Here is an 18216-nt window from a genome sequence, read left to right on the forward strand (position 1 = left end):
CATGCCATGAGCACGCATCAGGACATTCGGCCTGACGGGACGGTGGTGTTTCTTCCACACCGTCTCAACCGTCACCCCGTGGTCGTCCGCGGCCTTACCGCAGACGAGCTGTGGATCTGCGCCGGGCTGTCGGCAGCAGGCAGTCTGGTGGTAGGCGTGCCGCTGGCCTTTGTGTTTTCGACGATTGCCATCGTGCCCACGGCCATCATGCTGGGCATCGCTGCCGGGGTGTTTGCAGGTGGAGGCATGCTGCGTCGCCAGAAACGTGGCAGACCCGACACCTGGCTGTATCGCCAACTGCAGTGGCGGATCGCACAGCGTTATCCAGCCTTAGCCGCTTTTGTGGGCGCGCACGCCCTGGTGATCAGCTCGGGTTCTTGGAGCACGCGCAGGACCAAGGCAGCGTGAGCCGGTTCAAGAACGAAATTACCCACCTCCAGTCGCACATCAGGACCCTACGACTGGGGCTTGGCGCACTACTTGTCATCGTCTTGGTGATGGGCGGCGGCTGGTGGAGCGCACCGCGTGACCTGACCGTGCACGTCCCGCCCGACCTGCGCTCCGGCAGTACCCGGAAGTGGTGGGAAGTGCCACCCGAAAGCGTCTACGCCTTCTCGTTCTACATCTGGCAGCAACTCCAGCGCTGGCCCACCAACGGTGACGAAGACTATGCGCGCAACATCCACGTGTTGGCGCCCTATTTCACTCCCGCCTGCCAGACCTTTCTGCGCAATGACTATGAATACCGCCGTACGGCAGGTGAGTTGCGTCAGCGAGTACGAGGCCTCTATGAGATCCCGGGGCGCGGCTACGGCGAGAACCCAACCCTGCGGGTGAAAGTCGTCTCCGACCGCGACTGGATCGTCACGCTTGATGTAACGGCGGATGAATACTACGGCGCCGAGCAGGTCAAACGGGCCCTTGTTCGCTACCCGCTCAAGGTCGTACGGGTGGACGTCGACCCCGAGCGCAACCCTTTCGGCCTGGTCCTGGACTGCTACAGCGGCGCACCGCAACGCATCATCAGCCCCGACCCTGTCACGCCTGCAAGCACAACGCCGGGCGGGCTGGGTGGCGCTATGGGAGAGACGCCATGAAACACCTGCTTTGTGCCTTCAGCCTGCAGCTCACCGTTGTGCTGTCGCCGGCAGTCCACGCCGTGGAGATCCTGCGCTGGGAGCGCCTGCCCCTGGCGGTTTCCCTGATCGTGGATCAGGAGCGGATCGTGTTCATCGACCGCAACGTCCGCGTGGGTGTGCCTGCCTCGCTCGCCGGACGCCTGCGGGTACAAAGTGCCGGTGGTGCACTCTATCTGCGCGCCAGTGAGCCCATCGAACCGACACGCCTGCAACTGCAGGATGCTGACAACGGGACACTGATCCTGCTGGACATCGCGGCCGAGCCCGCTGTGACAGGCCAGGCGGCGATGGAGCCGGTGCGTATTGTTGAGGCTGAGGGCCCGGCTCAACGCTACGGCGAGACGCAGACATCTCAGGGCAGTCATGGCAGTGTCGACACAACCGCCCCGCCTCGCGCCGCCCATGAAACGCCTGTGCCCGTGGTGCTGACCCGCTACGCCGCGCAGAACCTGTACGCCCCACTGCGCACGGTCGAGTCCGTTCCTGGCGTGACGCGCGTGAACCTGCGCCGCCATCTGCCCCTGGATACGCTGCTGCCCACCCTACCCGTTCAGGCCAGGGCCATCGCCGCCTGGCGGCGGGATGACGTGTGGGTGACCGCCGTCAGGCTGGCCAACAGGTCGACCCGCCGGCTCGCCCTGGATCCGCGTGAACTGCAGGGTGATTTCATGACCGCTGCGTTTCAGCATTCAACCCTGGGGCCTGCCGGTACCCCGGAAGACACCTCGGTGGTTTACCTGGTGACCCGGGGGCATGGCCTGGCCAAATCTCTGCTGCCGACACTCAGCCCGATCAATGCGGCGCTGAATCTGCCGTCCCCCTCAACGCCAGCCCCGAAGGACGGAGCTCGTCATGAAAGGTAATGGCCTGCTGAAATGGCTGATGGTGCCCATGACGCTATTGCTGGTGTTCGTCGGGATCAAGCTGTTTTCCGGCGGTAACGGCCAACCGGTCCATGACGGCACTCCCCGGCTGACGTCCCAAGAGGCAAAGGCATTGGGTATCGAAGGCGATACGCCTCGCGACACCGTGGCGACGCTGGTAGGTCAGGTCAAACAACTGCGTACCGAATTGCAGAGCGCGATGGCGGACAACAAAACGCAGAAGTCTGAAAACGAGCGGTTGCGTCAGCGTGAAGGCTCAATTGACCGGCGCATTCAGAGTGCGCTGGAGACCGAACGTAACCAGTTGCGCAACGACCGTGAACAGGTCTCCGGCGAGCGGCAGCAAGCTCAGGGCTTGCTGCAAGACCTGCAGCGCCAAATCGAAGGGCTGTACAGTCAGCGTGGCGATGCCGACCTTCCCATCGGTCTGGGCCTGAAGCCCGGGGACGGCGATGGACTCGGCAGTGACGGTATTCACTGGATTGAACCGGACGATGCCAGGCGCGATGGCAAAAGTGGCGCCTCCGGCAAGCGCGACAGCTTCAGCTTCCCCACCCGTTTCGGGCCCGCGCAGAAAACGCTGGAAGCGACCCGGGAGACCGTCGTGGAAGCTGGCAGCAAGGCGGCGGGTGTGTCCACCGCAACGCCAGTTTACACCGTACCAACCAACGCGACGCTGATGGGCTCGATTGCGATGACTGCGTTGATCGGGCGCGTGCCAGTGGACGGTACGGTGAATGACCCCTACCCGTTCAAGGTCCTCATTGGTCCCGACAACCTCACCGCCAACGGCATCGACCTCCCCGAGGTGTCCGGCGCGGTGGTCAGCGGTACCGCATCAGGCGACTGGACGCTGTCCTGCGTGCGCGGCCAGGTCCGCAGTGTGACGTTCGTGTTCCATGACGGCACCATCCGCACCGTGCCCGAAGAGGGCGAGCGCGGCGATAACCAGCAGCAGGACAACAGGGGCAGCAACGCTACCCAGGAGGGCCTGGGCTGGATCAGCGATCCCTATGGCATCCCGTGCGTTTCAGGTGAACGCCGCAGCAACGCCCAGCAGTACCTCAGCAGTCAGGCGCTGATTACGGCGGCGGGTGCCGGCATCGCATCGCTGATCAAATCGGACAACGACAGCGTCGCTGTGGTGGCTAACAACAACGGTTCAATGGGCACCGTCGGTATTACCGGCAACGAAGCGGTGGGCCGCATCCTCGCGGGCGGCGTGCAGGACATGTCGCAGTGGGTGAACAAGCTCTACGGGCAGGCCTTCGCAGCCGTCTACGTCAAGCCCGGTGCCCAGGTTGCCGTCCATCTCGAACAACCCCTCAGCATCGACTACGCCCCCAAAGGTCGTCGCGTCGATCACCGTCTCGGAGGAGCTCCCCATGCACAGGATCTGGACTAACGGCCTGACGGTCCTCATGGTGACCGCGGCCCTGGCCGGCTGTTCGACCAGCAAGGAAAAGATGCTGCCGCATGACGGCAACACCATGCTCGATATCTGGAACGAGGAGACCGGCGGTGCCGCGCGTGGCGGACAGAGCGCGCAGCAACTGCTGGACGCCCGGCAGTCGCTGCGCCGGCCACTCACGCAAGACGATGTAAACGCGGCGCCGACTGTCAACGCAAGCTATACCCGCACCGCACAGAACGAGATCTACCGGCAGTTTCACCGCCTGCCCAATCCGGACCTTGTGATGTACGTCTTTCCCCATCTGGCAGGCACTGATCCCGCTCCCGTTCCCGGGTACACAACCGTCTTTCCCCTGTACCAGCGGGTCCAGTACGCCATGCCCGGTGAGCGGGTCGAGGATTACTGATGCGCTGGCCATTTTCCCGCGTACCTGAGACAACTCAGGCAGACAGGCCAACCCCGGATGCCTGGGAGCGCCATGTTGCCGAACTGCAAGCGCACGGCATTCCGGCGCCGGGCAAGCCCGGTGCCGCGCGGCGGCGTCCTGCAACACAGGCCGACGAGCAGGCGCTTTATGACGTCGTACCCTCATTCGCTGATCTGTTGCCCTGGGTCGAATACCTGCCCGATTCAAAATGCATGCTGCTCGAAGACGGCGTCTCCGTCGCGGCATTTTTTGAATTGATGCCCGTCGGTACGGAGGGACGTGAGGCGGCCTGGCTTGCGCAGGCGCGCGACGCCCTGGAAAACGCGCTACAGGACAGTTTCGATGAACTGGATGACTCGCCCTGGGTGATGCAGCTCTACGCTCAGGACGAGACCGACTGGAACCCGTACCTTGCCTCCCTGCGCAGTTATCTCCAGCCACGGGCACAGGGCAGCGCCTTCAGCGAGTTCTACCTGCGCTTTTTCGGTCACCATCTGCGGGCCGTTGCCAAGCAGGGCGGCCTGTTCGAGGACCGCACGGTCACCAAGTTACCCTGGCGCGGCCAAACGCGCCGCGTCCGCCTGGTGGTGTATCGGCGTGCAGGGAATACGCCCGCCCGACGCGGGCAATCCCCCGAGCAGGCATTGAATGTCATTTGCGACCGGCTGGTCGGTGGATTGTCCAATGCGGGCATACGCGCCCGTCGCCTGCAGGCGGCAGATATTCATGCCTGGCTGGTGCTCTGGTTCAACCCGCGGCCGACGATGCTCGGCCCCACGTTAGAAGACCGCGAACGCTTCTACCGCCTCACGGCCTATCCGACGGAGTCCGAACCCGGCGAGCTGGAACTGGCCAGTGGTACGGATTTCGCGCAGCGCCTGTTTTTCGGCCAGCCCCGCTCTGACGTCGAAAACGGCCTGTGGTACTTCGACGACCAGCCCCACCGAACCGTTGTTGTCGACCGGTTGCGCACGCCGCCCAACACCGGGCACATCACCGGGGAAACCCGCAAGGGCGGTGATGCGATCAATGCCCTGATGGATCAGATGCCCGAAGACACCGTGATGTGCCTGACGATGGTCGTCACGCCGCAGGACATTCTTGAGGCGCACCTGAATCACCTGGCGAAAAAGGCGGTTGGTGAAACCCTGGCCTCGGAACAGGCATTGAAGGACGTCCAGCAGGCGCGCGGCCTGATTGGCAGTGCACACAAGCTGTATCGCGCCTCGCTGGCGTTCTACCTGCGGGGTCAGGACATGGCAGACCTCGATACCCGCGGTCTGCAACTGGGCAACGTCCTGCTCAACGCAGGCCTGCAACCGGTACGCGAAGAAGATGAAGTCGCGCCGCTCAACAGCTACCTGCGCTGGTTGCCCTGTGTCTATGACCCGGGCAAAGACAAACGTCAGTGGTACACGCAGCTCATGTTCGCGCAGCATGTAGCCGACCTGGCACCGACCTGGGGGCGCAGTGCCGGCACCGGCCGCCCCGGGATCACCTTCTTCAACCGTGGCGGCGGCACCATCACCTTTGATCCGTTGAACCGACTCGACCGCCAGATGAATGCACACCTGTTCCTGTTCGGCCCCACCGGTTCAGGCAAGTCGGCCACGCTCAACAACATCCTCAACCAGATCACCGCCATCTACCGGCCACGGCTGTTCATCGTGGAAGCCGGTAACAGCTTTGGCCTCTACGGTGAGTTCGCCGCGCGCCTGGGGCTGACGGTGCATCGCGTCAGGCTTTCGCCCGGCGCAGGCGTGAGCCTTGCACCCTTCGCCGACGCCTGGCGTCTGGTCGACACACCCAGCCAGGTCCAGACACTTGATGCCGACGCGCTCGATGAAGAATCCGCCGAGGGCGATGCCAGTGCTGACGAGCAACGTGATGTGCTGGGTGAACTGGAGATCACCGCACGATTGATGATCACCGGCGGGGAGGACAAAGAGGAAGCCAGGATGACCCGCGCCGATCGCAGCCTGATCCGTCAGTGCATCCTCGAGGCCGCCCATCGCTGCGTGATAGAAAAACGCACGGTACTGACCCGTGATGTACGCAATGCGCTGCGCGAACGCGGTTGCGATTCGACGTTACCCGAGACACGTCGTACTCGTCTGCTGGAAATGGCCGATGCGATGAACATGTTCTGCCAGGGCGTCGATGGCGAGATGTTCGACAGGCCGGGGACGCCCTGGCCGGAGGCCGATATCACGGTTGTCGACCTGGCGACGTTCGCGCGCGAGGGCTACAACGCGCAGCTGTCGATTGCCTATATCTCGCTGATCAACACCGTCAACAACATCGCCGAGCGCGACCAGTTCCTCGGCCGCCCGATCATCAATGTCACCGATGAAGGCCACATCATCACCAAGAACCCGCTGCTCGCGCCCTACGTGGTCAAGATCACCAAGATGTGGCGAAAACTGGGCGCCTGGTACTGGCTGGCAACGCAGAACCTGGACGATTTGCCGAAAGCCGCCGAGCCCATGCTCAACATGATCGAGTGGTGGATTTGCCTGAGCATGCCGCCGGACGAGGTGGAGAAGATTGCCCGGTTCCGCGAACTGAACGCCTCGCAGAAGGCCCTGATGTTGTCCGCGCGCAAGGAAGCCGGAAAATTCACCGAAGGGGTGATTTTGTCAAAATCAATGGAGTTGCTGTTCAGGGCGGTACCGCCCAGCCTGTACCTGGCGCTGGCAATGACGGAACCCGAAGAGAAGGCCGAACGTTTTCAGTTGATGCAGCAGCACGGCATCAGTGAACTGGAAGCCGCGCTGCGGGTTGCCGACCAGATCGACCGGGCGCGGGGCATCGAGCCGCTGCGCTACGACCTGTTTGATTGACGTCGAGGATTCTGCCATGCCTTCGCCCACTCTCCTCCTCTGCCGTCGGTGGCCATGCTGGGTCTGGCTGCTGGGGGTGGTGATTGCTGGCCTGCTCGTGCTCTGGCTTTGGCCGTGGGCCGACGAGTCGCATGAGTCAACCCACACGTCGGACGCCACCGCTGCGCAGCACCCGGCCGGCCCACCTTGGCGCTATGGACGCACGAATGCGCGCTTCACCATTGTCGAATACGCCGACCTCGAATGCCCCTACTGCAGGGCCTATGACCCCATCCTGCGGCATTGGATCGACCAGCACCCGGAGGTGAATCTGCAATGGCACCACCTGCCGCTAGCCATGCACGAGCCGGCAGCGACCCGACAGGCGCGTCTGGCCGAATGCATCGGCGAGTCCCACGGACATGACGCGTTCTGGCAAGCCATCAGCTGGATCTACCAGCATACCCGTAGCGATGGCCAGGGCCTGCCGCCCGACACCGAGTACCACGGCCAGAATCCAACCGTGCAAGCCTGCCTCGCCAGTAAGAGACCCGACACCATCATCCAGGCGCAGGCCAACGAAGCACGCCACAACGGCGTGAGCGCCACCCCGACCCTGCACCTGATCGACCACCACAGCGGCCAGTCACTGACCCTGGCCGGCCCGGCTGAAGGCGACGCGTTGCTGTCGGCATTGGACCTATTGGTGTCCAACGGTACAGCGCCAAACGCAGCACAACTTCATCACCAAATGCCTGCCGACGTTGTCGGCGACATGCCCAGATAGCCCGCGGTCTTCAAGGCTATGCCGCGGTTTCGACCGCGTTGACTGCACGCCAGTTCGCCACGCATCCCCCGAGCGAACGGTCATCCGCGCAAGCGGTGGCGGATGCCTATCGTCACTGTCTCCGGAGGGTCCGCCCTCCAGGGACGGCTGCCTCCAATTCCTAAAGGAGGTTCCCATGTCCACATCCCTCGCCATGATCAGTGGTAATGCTTCACTCAATCCCGTCGGCACACCGGACGACGACCAAATCATCGAACAGGCGTTGGTCATCCTTGAGCAGCGAGTGTTCACTCGCGGCCCCTCGCTGCAAAGCCCGGAGGATGTGCGCAATTTCCTGCAGCTGAAAATCGCAGCACAGCCGCATGAAGTCTTTGGCGCCGTGTTCCTCGATTCGAAGCATCAGGTGCTGGCCTACGAGCCTTTGTTCCAAGGCACTATCGACAGCGCCAGCGTCTATCCACGGGTGGTGCTCAAGCGCTGCCTGGACCATAACGCCGCCGCTCTGGTGCTCTGCCACAATCACCCTTCCGGCTGTACTGAACCCAGTACGGCGGACGAAACGTTGACCCAGAGATTGAAGGAGATATTGGGACAGGTCGATATCCGTCTGCTGGATCACTTCATCATCGGGAAAGGCGATCCTTATTCGTTCGCCGAACACGGATTGATCTGATCCTCTTCGCGCCAGCTTGCTGACGCTCCAACCCCCCATCGGAAGCGATGCTTTCGATGGGGTATCTGCTGTCCACGAAATACCGCGATTCGTAGGCGCATGGAAACCGGGCACCTCCCATTTCCGATTGTTTGTTGTCGCGTTAAGCGCGATGCGTTGCACTACCGAGGTCATGAACCACCGGATGCTGCGCCATGTTGTGTTCTCTTTCCCCCGGCCCGATCAGGTGCCTGGCCTTGGCCATTGCGCTGTGTGCCTCTGCGGCTAGTGCAATGGATATCTGGGTCATCACCGACCGCCAACATCCCGTGCAAGGTACACCTGACCGACTGATCGAGCTGGATGCACCCGCGCGTATTGAAGCCGAACTGTCGACCGATCTTCCAAGTGATGTCCAGCAAGCGTCACTCTTGGTACAGCAGCGCCTCAAGCACGGCGGCCCCGCGCTGGAGCAGCGTCTGGCCAGGACCTACCAGGACGTGACCGATGCCTGGAGCCTGGGCATTACCACCCTCCCCGCCATCGTTATGGATCAACGCTACGTAGTTTATGGCGAGCCGGACGTCGCCAAGGCGATCGCACGCATCGAGGCCTACCGGAGGACTCAACCATGAAGTGTGCCCGCCTTCGGCGTACCGGCATCGCCACCATTTTATTGGCGACCGCATCGTCATCGTTCGCCCTCAACACCGCGACCATCGTGTCTTCCACTTTGTCCCCATCGTGCCTGGAATACCGAGTGATAGGGATCTGCTATTGGCTGTTCTGTACGCCGTTCGGCTGCTCGGTGCGGACGTCCACCAAGGTGCGCCACTACATTCCGGATGCCGTGGTTTCGAATTACTCCAACACCGGTGAGAACCCGTGGATCGAAGTGCGGGTCATGAGCGCCCCCAACGTGACGGCCCAGGCAGGCGGCGACGGCACGACGAACCATGACAATGAAAGCAACATGGCGAAGTTCAAGAACGCCGACGTGATCGGCCATCCCGGCGGCCATGTGTTCGGCCAATTCGCCAGCACCTCAGGTTACGCCTGCAAAGGTGCCGGCACCGCGTTTATGCCATACCTGCTGAGCACGCTCGACACTATCGCGTGGCGCTACAACATCCCCGAAATGGTGTACCCCGAAGCACTGACGCCCGGCGAGCGCGAGGTCGGCACACGCAGCACGTTCAACCTGTGGGGCGCCGTCTATCCGCGCGGCGGATTTCTGCATCAGGTCGACGATTACAAGGCCGGCGCCGTGGTCGCCCAACGCGCCGGGGACATCGTCACCCGGCGGGGGCAATTGCATGTCTATCAGCCATTGCTCGCGAACTCGCAGCCCGGTTACTGGCCGGCCGGAGCGCTGGAGGAAAGCAATGCCTCGACCGGCAAGTGGCAGGAGCTGACGCCGCGTCTTTCCAACCGCTGCGTGGTGTTCCCCCACAGCGAACCGCTGACCCAGGCCCAGCAAGGTGATTATGCCTGGGCGCTTTGGCGCCCATACAGCTGTTGCGAACGCCGCGGGCAGACGTTCCTCGGCAGTACAGACTTCAACTGAGGGGAAAACAATGAAGCGTCCTGTCACCCTCTTCCACCAATTGCCGTTGCGGTGGCAGGTGGCCCTGCTGGCCAGCGCGCTGGTGCTGGTCAGCAACCTGGTATCGGCCCGAACCGACGGTTTCCAAAACAGCGGCAGCGTGATTGGCGACGACCTCATGTATTCAATTGGTGGCGGCAGCGCGGTATCCATGAGCCGCGCGGCCGGCATGCATTCTCTCGGTGTGGGCGCGGGCTGGAACAGCAATCTGATGTGCGGTGACATGAACATCAGCACCACAATCCAGAACCAGCTCAACGGCCTCACCAATGGCTTTCAGAACATCATGAGCAGCGTGATCCAGAACGCGACGAGCGCGGTCGCATCGTTGCCGGCGCTGATCATTCAGCGGGCAGACCCCGGCCTCTACAACCTGTTGACCAACGGTATTCTTCAGGCCAGGCTCGATTTTGATCGTTCCAAACTGACCTGCCGCGCGATGGCCGAGAAGATGGCCGACACGGCAGGCGGCCAGATGGGCTGGAGCCAGCTCGCCGAGGGCATGGCGTTGCGCCAGGCGGTGGCGAGCACTGACGCGGTGTCGGCCATCGAACAGGCTGAAACCAGCCGGGGCAAGGATGGCGTGCCTTGGGTGGGCGGCGGCAATGCTGGCGGTGCCGGCCAGCCGTCGATCAAAGTGATCAGCGACGTAACGCGTGCCGGCTACAACCTGGTCAATGGCCGCAGTGCAACCGACCCAACATCCATCGACCCGACGAGCTGTAATAGCCTGGCCTGCCAGACCTGGTCGTCGCCGCAAGCGGCCACCGACTGGGCCACACGCGTGCTCGGCGAACAGGAGCAGCGCACCTGCGAGACCTGCACCAAGACCCAAACCGTGCCAGGCGTCGGGTTGACGCCGCTGATTCAGGAAGAGTACGAGACCAAGCTGGAAACGCTGAAGGAATTGATCAGCGGCGCCCGCCATACCACCGTTGAGAACTTGCGTGCAGCCGGCAGTACATCCTTGCCGGTTACCCGCGGCGTTATCGAAGCCCTGCGTGACGAGCCCGACCAAGATGTCCTCGCCCACCGCCTGGCGTCCGAGGTAGCGCTGGCGTCGGTACTGGAGAAGGCTCTGCTGCTGCAGCGCACGCTGCTGACCGGAAAGAAAGAACCCAATGTCGCGGCCAACCAGTTGGCCGTCGATGCGGTCAATCATGAAAGCGACACACTCGACCGCGAGATCCTTAACCTCAAAACCGAATTGGAGATCAGGCGCGAGCTGGCAAACAACTCGCCTATGACGATCATTCAGCGCCATGGCACGCGCGCGTCAGGCTCGCGTGGTATCTACGAGGGCGACCCGGTGCCGGATCGCCTCGACCAGTTACAGCGCTCCCATCCAGGAGGCACGCCATGAACGCAGCATGGCTACGGCCGCGCGGGCTCCTCAACAGCCGCGTCGCCAGGGCATTGCTATGGACGCTGCTGCTCGTTGCGCTGGCAGCGGCGGCCAACATCGCCGGCCTCTATCTGGTCGGCAGCATTGTCGGCTGGGAACGCTGGCTGGCGGACGCGGCTGGCTACTTCCTGTTGTGGCGGCTCTGTCTCTACGGGGCAACCGTCTATGGCTGGGTATGGATGCGCCGTCGGCTGCTGACACGCGAGTCGGATGCCTCGGCACGGCGCCGGCTGCTACGTACCGAGATCGCCGGCCTCATCGTGATCGTCGCACTGGAGGCCGGCCTGCTGATGCAGGCGGTCTAACGGGAGACCTCGAACATGACGCTTTTCACCACTGACTATCTGGAGTATTACCTGACCCTCGTGGGCTGGATCGTCCACAACGGCATCTGGTCGGTGCTGGTCTCCAGCGGCGTGTTTGCCATTCCCTTTATAGCCATTATTATCCAGGAATGGCTCAAAGCACGTACTGAAGGGGCCGACGAAGGCAACAAGGGCGTACTGTCCTCGATGCGCATCGAGAACCGCATCTGGGTGGCCATCGTCGTGCTGATGTTCGCCGGCATCCCGTTTATCGATATTGACCTCGGCACGATCAAGTACGACCAGGCGCGATCGGCACAGTGCCAGGTTAATGTTCCGCAACCTACTGATACCGGCTGGTCGCAGTCATTCAGCACGCTCAACAACCAGAGCGCCAAGGTGCCGGTGTGGTGGGCCTTCATGCATGCGCTCTCGCGTGCGGTGACGGGGGCCTCGGTGGCAGCGATCCCGTGCGGAACAGATCTGCGGCAAATGAGGATGGAGATCAACGCCACGCGCATTAACGACCCTGTCCTTGCGCAGAACGTGGCGGACTTCACCCACGACTGCTATGGACCCGCCAGGGCGAAATTGTTCATGAACCGCCCCCCACTCGACGACGCGCAGATGCATGACGTGACCTGGATCGGCTCGACCTACTTCGTCAACACTGGCGGCTACTATGACACCTACCACTCACGCACGCCGCGCGATGCCTGGCCCTATGACACTGACCGCGACGCGGGCCTTGCGCAGGTGCCCGGCGGGGGCGGCTACCCGACCTGCCAGCAATGGTGGAGCGACAATGGCAATGGTCTGCGGGCACGTCTGCTGGGCCAGGTCGATCCCAGCTTGCTTACACGCCTGGCCGGCTGGGCAGGCTTTCTGAGCCGCAGCGAGGTTGATGACTCGGTCATCCGCGCAATCGCCTCTCCGCGCCAACAGAAGCTCAACCAAGGAACGGTTTACACCGATTATGGTGGCCAGATCGACAAGACCTTGCCGAACATCGTTACCCGCACGGCGGGCGACGTAGGTCTTGCGGTGGGAGCCATTCCTGCATTTCCGGCGATGGACGCGGTGCGCCAGGCCCTGCCGATGGTGTTGTCGCTGCTGAAAATGGCCTTGGTGATCTGCATCCCGCTGGTGCTGTTGATGGGCACCTACGACCTGAAGACCGTGGTCACCGTCAGCGTGGTCCAGTTTGCGCTGTTCTTCGTCGACTTCTGGTTCCAGCTCGCTCGCTGGATCGACAGCACCATCCTCGACGCGCTCTATGGCTCGGGCTGGGGTTGGAACCGGCCCGTCACTAATTTCGATCCGGTGATGGGGTTGAATAATGCCTTGGGCGACCTTCTGCTGAATTTCGTCATGGGGACAATGTTCTTGGTGCTGCCTGCGTTTTGGATGACTGCGTTGGGCTGGGCAGGCTTCCAAGCCGGTGCAATCACTCAGGCCCTCGTAAATGGCAGCAAGGACGCGCAAACGGCAGGCGGAAAAGGGGGTACCTCACTGATGAATGTCGCCAAGAAGTAAAATGAGTTACTCCTACATTTCGTCGTTGGGATCGTGAGGATCGATCCTTGAGCCATCAGGATGGTAAAGGCCAAATCCGAGATTGCCGCTCCGCCATTCAGTTTGCGGCTCATCCCAATCGGTATTGCGGGCCACCCAAGCTGCAGCCACGCCGAACACCAGCAGCAGAGCCAGCCAGAAAGCGGTATAGAGCAGCACAGCCAGCACCGCGAGTTTGACGACCCAGATCAACACAGCCACCGCTGGCGGAGGCACGCCTTGCGCAACCAGCCATCCCGATACCCGCCGTTCTCTGCGCACATAAGCACGCCATCCGCGGCCGAGCCAGCGGCCAAAGCGTTCTGCATTGCTGATGCGAGTTCTTGTGCTCATAGTCATCACCTGCTACGCGCGTTAAACAATTACTCCAGTTTGCTCCAATTCTGCCGGCTGGCAGTTACCAATGCGTCCCAGTCGTCTGGCGGATTTCCACGACCCAGCATCTTCTCAAACACCGCATACGGATCGGACTTGCTCCCCGAGGCACGCAGCGTTTGCTCATCGTTGACCCAAGCGTAGACAATCACTTTCGCCCTCGAGTCATAACGGAAGAACAGCCGAAATCGTCTCCCGATCTTGGCCCTTCGCCAATGGCGGTATTCCGGCCCCAGTGTGTTTCCTTGACGGTACTCATCGCGCGCCGGCTCACCAGGAACGACTTCAAGCACCAGTTGGCTCAGGGCTCGGAACAGCTTGACGTTGGCATTGGATGCAAATCCTATCGGGTCATTCTGCTCCGCGCGCTGCGCGGCGGTATACAACCTCTGCAACTGCTCGATCACACAGTCGTGGAAGAGTAGCGTCCATCCATGCCGCTGCATCAGAGCGCCACTTCGCCGTCAATCTCGTTGGTCAGATTCACGTCATGCCCAGCCTGCATCAGCATGGCGTGAGCCAGTTCGTCCGGCAACCCGCGAACATGCCGGCCAGCCTCGATATCGCGGGCCAGCAGACTCAGAAACGCGCCGATGGCCGGATCTTCATGCTCGGTATTCGCGCGGGTGACGACAATCTGCCCATCCTCGCCCAGGTCGAACGCTACCTTGCCGCCGGTATCGACGCCCAACGCCTGACGGATCGGCTTGGGCAGCGTGATCTGGCCCTTCGATGTGAGCGTGGCTAGTTCATGAATGGCTGGCATGGCGTGCTCCTTGGATGACAGTTTTTCCGATAGTAAGGAATATTCCTTTCCGCGTCAAGACAGATTGGCGAGATCTTCAGACGCCGGTAGGCGGATCGCGTTTACCTCAAAAAAAGGACTGACACCGTGTCGGATAGCTTGTAGAGCGACTCCCCGAGCCGAAGTACATGTAAAGGCTTCGATAAAGGTCAAAGGGCTGGGAAGGGCCAATGGAATGGGCGCAAGGGGAAAGGCTCTAACCGGAAAAGGAAAAGGCTCTCCCGTCCACCGCAACTTCAGGTGACATCATGTTCGAGCTGTTCCAACGAAAACGCTCGGTGTCGGCACCGATGGCGCGCACGGAAGCGGCTGTAAAAGGTAAGGGGCTGACGCGGCCGGAGTCGGCTGCATCGCTGCTGGCGACCCCACGCCGGCAGAAGCTGCTGGAACACATCTGGCAACGTACTTCGCTCTCACGCAAGCAGTTCAGGTCCCTGTATCTCGCACCCCTGGAGCGCTACGCCGAGTTGGTCCAGCAATTCCCCGCGTCGGAAAGCCACCATCACGCCTATCCTGGGGGCATACTTGACCATGGACTGGAAGTCGTCGCCTATGCGCTGAAGCTGCGGCAATCGCACCTGCTCCCTGGAGGTGCCCCTCCGGAAGACCAAGCAGCCCAGTCCGAGGCCTGGACAGCTGCAATATCTTATGCCGCGTTGCTTCACGATATCGGCAAGATCGTCGTCGACCTGCATGTGGAATATTCGGACGGTACAGTCTGGCACCCCTGGCACGGCCCCCTGACCCAGTCGTACCGCTTCCGCTACCGGGACGACCGTGAATACCGGCTGCATGGCGCAGCCAGTGGCTTGCTCTACCATCGGCTGCTCGATAAGAACATCCTTGACTGGCTCAGCGGCTATCCCACACTTTGGGCATCGTTACTGTATGTGCTGGCCGGGCAGTATGAACATGCCGGCGTCCTCGGTGAGCTCGTGGTCCAGGCCGACCGCGCATCAGTGGCCCAGGAGCTCGGGGGTGATCCGACCAGGTTGATGTCGGCCCCACGGCATGCCCTGCAGCGCAAATTGCTCGATGGCCTGCGCTACCTGCTGAAGGAAGAGTTCAATCTGAACCAGCCGGGCCCGTCGGATGGATGGCTGACGGAGGAGGCGTTATGGTTGGTGAGCAAGACGGTCTCAGATAAGCTGCGCGCACATCTTTTATCCCAGGGTATCGACGGCATCCCGGCGAACAACACTGCCGTGTTCAATGTACTGCAGGATCATGGCATGCTGCAGCCTACCGAGGCAGGCAAGGCCATCTGGAAAGCGACAGTGACCAGCGATGCTGGGTGGTCGCATACTTTTACGTTGTTGCGGTTGACCCCAGCCTTGATCTGGGAACCCACCGAGCGCCCCGCTCCCTTCCAAGGCAGCGTGACGGTGGAGACAATGCGGGCAGCGGAGGTCGACGCCAACCCCGCACCCGCCAAGGTCTCTCCCGAGATGGTCGCGCCAGCTATATGCCCACTGCCGGAAACCGGCACCCAACGCGGGACCGAGGGAGATCAGCCAGAAGCCCTGGAAGAGTTGTTGTCGATGATCCGCCCACACGAGATGGAGGCTTCGCCCCCCTCTCCCGACACCTCTACAGTGCCGGAACCAATACTAATCATGCCACAAAGCCCCGCGCCAATGTCCGTTCCGTCAGCGTTCCTGTTGCCGCTTGAGGCCGCAAGATCCACAGCCGAGCACCTCATGACCTGGCTTAAGCAGTCCATCGTATCGCGCCGGCTCATCATCAACGATGCCAGGGCACTAGTGCATACGGTGAGCGGTATGGTCTTCCTGGTCACCCCCGGCATTTTCCAACGCTATGCGCAGGAACACCCGGAAGTTGGCGCGTTGGCGCGCCAGGAAAAACAGCAGGATTGGGAATGGGTACAGAAGCGTTTCGATAAATCCTTGTTACACCGAAAGCAGAAAAACGGTTTGAACATCTGGACCTGTAAAGTCACCGGGCCACGCAAATCGCGACGGCTGCACGGCTACCTATTGCTAGAGCCCAAGCAGCTGTTTGATGAGGTACCTCCAAATAACCCGTATCTGACCGTCATTAACGGAAACGCAAGCTCCCAGATATCGCCAACGCCTTGACCCCTCGTTGATCTTGTCGCGCATCAACGTTCATTGCTGGCGCAGCCCCTTCAGCGACTCACAAGCTGCTCAATTACCCTGGTCGGGCACGCGGGTCAGCTGGCCTGCATAACCTTCGCACATTAGGATCAGCGCGTTTCTTTGATTTACCTGTTGGCGCTGATACGGTTTTGACCCAAGGGGGATGCGGCGGAAATCTTGGACTACCTGGAGGTAGTTCATGTACTCATACGAAGACCGTATCCGAGCGGTCAAGCTCTACATCAAACTGGGCAAGCGAACCGGGGCAACTATTCGTCAGTTGGGCTACCCGACGAAGAACTCTTTGAAGAGCTGGCACGCAGAGTATGAGCGATGCCTCGACCTGCCGCGTGGCTACGAGAACTCGAAGTCGAAGTACTCACTGGCCCAAAGGGAAAAGGCTGTCGGGCACTATCTCGAATACGGTCGCAACATCGCCGCTACCATCAAGGCGTTGGGCTACCCCGCGCGGGATTCGTTGCGTGCCTGGATTTACGAAATGCACCCCGAGTTGCATACGCGTATTGTCGGTCGATCAGACGGGTTAGCCCGGCCGCCAGCGGTGAAGCAGGCAGCCGTCATCGCGCTGTGCACGCGAAAAGAAAGTGCGAAAGCCCTGGCTCAAAAGCTGGGCGTGTGCAGGCCGACCTTGTACAACTGGAAAAACCAGCTACTCGGCCCAGAGGTATCCCCATCCATGAAGTGTCGGCTTGAACCCTCATGGTCACCGGAACGAGAGGAGTTGCAGCGGCAACTCGAATCTCTCCAGCTCAATGTTCGCCGTTTGCAGCTTGAACATGACCTGTTGATGAGGGCGAATGAACTCATAAAAAAAGAGACGGGCATCAACCGGCAAGTCCTGACCAATCGGGAGAAGACATTGCTGGCTGATGCCCTGAGGCAGACATACTCCTTGTCAGAGCTGCTTGAAGCACTGAGCTTGGCCCGAAGCTCCTATTTCTATCATCGAGCCCGAATGCAGGTCGCGGAAAAGTACACCGAAGTGCGTCGTGCCATGGCGGACATATTCGAGCGCAATCATCGTTGCTATGGCTACCGTCGGATGCAAGCTTCGTTGAGCAGGCAGCGTGTGCGCCTTTCAGAGAAGGTGGTGCAGCGCTTGATGAAGGAGGAGTGCCTAGTCGTCGCCAAGCCGAAACGGCGTCGATACGGTTCCTACCTCGGGGAGATCAGTCCGGCGCCGGAAAACCTCCTCAACCGCGACTTCACGGCCCTAGCTCCGAATGAGAAATGGCTGACCGACATCTCGGAGTTCCAGATCCCGGCCGGCAAGGTGTACCTGTCCCCCATGATCGACTGCTTCGATGGGAAGGTCATCAGTTGGTCGATCGGCACGCGTCCCGATGCCGAGCTTGTGAACACGATGCTGGATGCCGCTGTCGAAACGGTGGTCAGCAACGATAAACGGCCTGTTGTTCACTCCGATCGTGGCGCTCACTACCGCTGGCCCGGCTGGTTATCGCGCATCGCTGATGCGAAGCTGATTCGTTCGATGTCGCGCAAAGGCTGCTCACCTGACAACGCGGCTTGTGAAGGTTTCTTCGGCCGACTGAAAACGGAGCTGTTCTATCCTCGCAACTGGCAGTCAACGAGCATCGAGCAGTTCATTCAGGCCTTGGATTCATACATTCGCTGGTACAACGAAAAACGTATAAAGATTTCCCTCGGCGCGCTCAGTCCCATTGAGTATCGTGAAAGCCTGGGCTTCGCGGCATAACCAGTCCAAGTTTTTGTCCGCATCCCCACTGGATCAATTCGGCATCGGCGCCAACACCCAGAACTTACTAGCATCGAAGTCAAAGAACTATTGGCGCGCACTGCGCGAAAAATTGGCGATGCTCAAGATTATCAAAACGAACACTCTCCCCAGTTCGGCTAT

The 18216-nt window shown here is 61.2% G+C and carries 18 protein-coding genes; 15 read left to right on the forward strand and 3 right to left on the reverse strand.

The genetic code is table 11. The annotated features are described in order from the left end of the window. Nucleotides 1–6 precede the first annotated feature (6 nt). The 13 genes from AC1Q8Q_RS04025 (at nt 7) to AC1Q8Q_RS04085 (ending at nt 12977) form a co-directional block, all read left to right on the forward strand. The gene (locus AC1Q8Q_RS04025; protein ID WP_092234911.1) at nt 7–408 is read left to right on the forward strand and encodes a TIGR03750 family conjugal transfer protein; all 402 of its coding nucleotides are present in this window, start codon (nt 7–9) and stop codon (nt 406–408) included. Next, on the forward strand, nt 405–1097 hold the full coding sequence (locus tag AC1Q8Q_RS04030; RefSeq protein WP_103406366.1) for a PFL_4703 family integrating conjugative element protein: 693 nt from the start codon (nt 405–407) through the stop codon (nt 1095–1097). Before AC1Q8Q_RS04025 ends, AC1Q8Q_RS04030 begins: the two co-directional genes overlap by 4 nt. Beyond that, complete coding sequence (locus AC1Q8Q_RS04035) at nt 1094–2002, forward strand: TIGR03749 family integrating conjugative element protein (protein WP_103406365.1); 909 nt, start codon at nt 1094–1096, stop codon at nt 2000–2002. Before AC1Q8Q_RS04030 ends, AC1Q8Q_RS04035 begins: the two co-directional genes overlap by 4 nt. Then, nucleotides 1992–3428, forward strand: coding sequence for a TIGR03752 family integrating conjugative element protein (locus tag AC1Q8Q_RS04040; RefSeq protein WP_103406364.1), 1437 nt, complete (start codon nt 1992–1994; stop codon nt 3426–3428). The genes AC1Q8Q_RS04035 and AC1Q8Q_RS04040 overlap by 11 nt, the downstream gene beginning before the upstream one ends. Further along, complete coding sequence (locus AC1Q8Q_RS04045) at nt 3409–3843, forward strand: TIGR03751 family conjugal transfer lipoprotein (RefSeq protein ID WP_103406363.1); 435 nt, start codon at nt 3409–3411, stop codon at nt 3841–3843. The genes AC1Q8Q_RS04040 and AC1Q8Q_RS04045 overlap by 20 nt, the downstream gene beginning before the upstream one ends. Then, the gene (locus AC1Q8Q_RS04050; RefSeq protein WP_103406362.1) at nt 3843–6707 is read left to right on the forward strand and encodes a conjugative transfer ATPase; all 2865 of its coding nucleotides are present in this window, start codon (nt 3843–3845) and stop codon (nt 6705–6707) included. Before AC1Q8Q_RS04045 ends, AC1Q8Q_RS04050 begins: the two co-directional genes overlap by 1 nt. A 16-nt stretch (nt 6708–6723) precedes the next feature. After that, nucleotides 6724–7473 carry a DsbA family protein gene (locus AC1Q8Q_RS04055; protein ID WP_103406361.1) on the forward strand — a complete coding sequence of 250 codons (750 nt, stop codon included), beginning with the start codon at nt 6724–6726 and terminating at the stop codon, nt 7471–7473. A gap of 193 nt (nt 7474–7666) precedes the next feature. Next, nucleotides 7667–8146: a RadC family protein gene (gene radC / locus AC1Q8Q_RS04060; protein WP_231990967.1), complete on the forward strand. Its 480-nt coding sequence runs from the start codon at nt 7667–7669 to the stop codon at nt 8144–8146. 194 nt (nt 8147–8340) lie between these two features. Beyond that, nucleotides 8341–8760, forward strand: a complete 420-nt coding sequence (locus AC1Q8Q_RS04065) for a TIGR03757 family integrating conjugative element protein (protein WP_103406360.1) — start codon at nt 8341–8343, stop codon at nt 8758–8760. Beyond that, nucleotides 8757–9692, forward strand: a complete 936-nt coding sequence (locus AC1Q8Q_RS04070; RefSeq protein ID WP_103406359.1) for a TIGR03756 family integrating conjugative element protein — start codon at nt 8757–8759, stop codon at nt 9690–9692. Before AC1Q8Q_RS04065 ends, AC1Q8Q_RS04070 begins: the two co-directional genes overlap by 4 nt. A gap of 10 nt (nt 9693–9702) precedes the next feature. Beyond that, on the forward strand, nt 9703–11094 hold the full coding sequence (locus tag AC1Q8Q_RS04075; RefSeq protein ID WP_103406358.1) for an integrating conjugative element protein: 1392 nt from the start codon (nt 9703–9705) through the stop codon (nt 11092–11094). Next, a complete protein-coding gene (locus tag AC1Q8Q_RS04080) occupies nt 11091–11441 on the forward strand; it encodes a hypothetical protein (RefSeq protein ID WP_103406357.1) in 351 nt (116 codons plus the stop codon). Before AC1Q8Q_RS04075 ends, AC1Q8Q_RS04080 begins: the two co-directional genes overlap by 4 nt. A 15-nt stretch (nt 11442–11456) precedes the next feature. Then, the gene (locus tag AC1Q8Q_RS04085) at nt 11457–12977 is read left to right on the forward strand and encodes a conjugal transfer protein TraG N-terminal domain-containing protein (RefSeq protein WP_103406356.1); all 1521 of its coding nucleotides are present in this window, start codon (nt 11457–11459) and stop codon (nt 12975–12977) included. A 12-nt stretch (nt 12978–12989) separates the two neighbouring features. On the opposite strand, the gene AC1Q8Q_RS04090 is transcribed toward AC1Q8Q_RS04085, so the two are convergent. From AC1Q8Q_RS04090 to AC1Q8Q_RS04100, 3 genes are read right to left on the reverse strand one after another with little or no spacing between them, the layout of a single operon-like run. Further along, a complete protein-coding gene (locus AC1Q8Q_RS04090; RefSeq protein WP_442961305.1) occupies nt 12990–13355 on the reverse strand; it encodes a DUF3742 family protein in 366 nt (121 codons plus the stop codon). A 23-nt stretch (nt 13356–13378) separates the two neighbouring features. Then, nucleotides 13379–13837: a type II toxin-antitoxin system YhaV family toxin gene (locus tag AC1Q8Q_RS04095; RefSeq protein ID WP_103406355.1), complete on the reverse strand. Its 459-nt coding sequence runs from the start codon at nt 13835–13837 to the stop codon at nt 13379–13381. Beyond that, complete coding sequence (locus AC1Q8Q_RS04100) at nt 13837–14157, reverse strand: type II toxin-antitoxin system PrlF family antitoxin (RefSeq protein ID WP_103406354.1); 321 nt, start codon at nt 14155–14157, stop codon at nt 13837–13839. The genes AC1Q8Q_RS04095 and AC1Q8Q_RS04100 overlap by 1 nt, the downstream gene beginning before the upstream one ends. Before the next feature lie 287 nt (nt 14158–14444). Here AC1Q8Q_RS04100 and mobH point away from each other — a divergent pair, with 287 nt between their 5' ends. Further along, on the forward strand, nt 14445–16295 hold the full coding sequence (gene mobH, locus AC1Q8Q_RS04105; RefSeq protein ID WP_103406353.1) for a MobH family relaxase: 1851 nt from the start codon (nt 14445–14447) through the stop codon (nt 16293–16295). A 220-nt stretch (nt 16296–16515) separates the two neighbouring features. Then, nucleotides 16516–18054 carry an IS3 family transposase gene (locus AC1Q8Q_RS04110; protein WP_100773587.1) on the forward strand — a complete coding sequence of 513 codons (1539 nt, stop codon included), beginning with the start codon at nt 16516–16518 and terminating at the stop codon, nt 18052–18054. The last annotated feature ends 162 nt before the right edge of the window (nt 18055–18216 follow it).

It is taken from the genome of Pseudomonas sp. GW823-FHT06B06, assembly GCF_058795195.1.

What these genes read in the sequence shown, in the direction of transcription:
- AC1Q8Q_RS04100 (WP_103406354.1), bottom strand. Translation starts at nt 14,157, where the DNA reads ATGCCAGCCATTCATGAACTAGCCACGCTCACATCGAAGGGCCAGATC.
- AC1Q8Q_RS04085 (WP_103406356.1), top strand. Translation starts at nt 11,457, where the DNA reads ATGACGCTTTTCACCACTGACTATCTGGAGTATTACCTGACCCTCGTG.
- mobH (WP_103406353.1), top strand. Translation starts at nt 14,445, where the DNA reads ATGTTCGAGCTGTTCCAACGAAAACGCTCGGTGTCGGCACCGATGGCG.
- AC1Q8Q_RS04080 (WP_103406357.1), top strand. Translation starts at nt 11,091, where the DNA reads ATGAACGCAGCATGGCTACGGCCGCGCGGGCTCCTCAACAGCCGCGTC.
- AC1Q8Q_RS04025 (WP_092234911.1), top strand. Translation starts at nt 7, where the DNA reads ATGAGCACGCATCAGGACATTCGGCCTGACGGGACGGTGGTGTTTCTT.
- AC1Q8Q_RS04095 (WP_103406355.1), bottom strand. Translation starts at nt 13,837, where the DNA reads ATGCAGCGGCATGGATGGACGCTACTCTTCCACGACTGTGTGATCGAG.
- AC1Q8Q_RS04075 (WP_103406358.1), top strand. Translation starts at nt 9,703, where the DNA reads ATGAAGCGTCCTGTCACCCTCTTCCACCAATTGCCGTTGCGGTGGCAG.
- AC1Q8Q_RS04070 (WP_103406359.1), top strand. Translation starts at nt 8,757, where the DNA reads ATGAAGTGTGCCCGCCTTCGGCGTACCGGCATCGCCACCATTTTATTG.
- AC1Q8Q_RS04110 (WP_100773587.1), top strand. Translation starts at nt 16,516, where the DNA reads ATGTACTCATACGAAGACCGTATCCGAGCGGTCAAGCTCTACATCAAA.
- AC1Q8Q_RS04050 (WP_103406362.1), top strand. Translation starts at nt 3,843, where the DNA reads ATGCGCTGGCCATTTTCCCGCGTACCTGAGACAACTCAGGCAGACAGG.
- AC1Q8Q_RS04045 (WP_103406363.1), top strand. Translation starts at nt 3,409, where the DNA reads ATGCACAGGATCTGGACTAACGGCCTGACGGTCCTCATGGTGACCGCG.
- AC1Q8Q_RS04055 (WP_103406361.1), top strand. Translation starts at nt 6,724, where the DNA reads ATGCCTTCGCCCACTCTCCTCCTCTGCCGTCGGTGGCCATGCTGGGTC.
- AC1Q8Q_RS04035 (WP_103406365.1), top strand. Translation starts at nt 1,094, where the DNA reads ATGAAACACCTGCTTTGTGCCTTCAGCCTGCAGCTCACCGTTGTGCTG.
- AC1Q8Q_RS04090 (WP_442961305.1), bottom strand. Translation starts at nt 13,355, where the DNA reads ATGACTATGAGCACAAGAACTCGCATCAGCAATGCAGAACGCTTTGGC.
- radC (WP_231990967.1), top strand. Translation starts at nt 7,667, where the DNA reads ATGATCAGTGGTAATGCTTCACTCAATCCCGTCGGCACACCGGACGAC.
- AC1Q8Q_RS04065 (WP_103406360.1), top strand. Translation starts at nt 8,341, where the DNA reads ATGTTGTGTTCTCTTTCCCCCGGCCCGATCAGGTGCCTGGCCTTGGCC.
- AC1Q8Q_RS04040 (WP_103406364.1), top strand. Translation starts at nt 1,992, where the DNA reads ATGAAAGGTAATGGCCTGCTGAAATGGCTGATGGTGCCCATGACGCTA.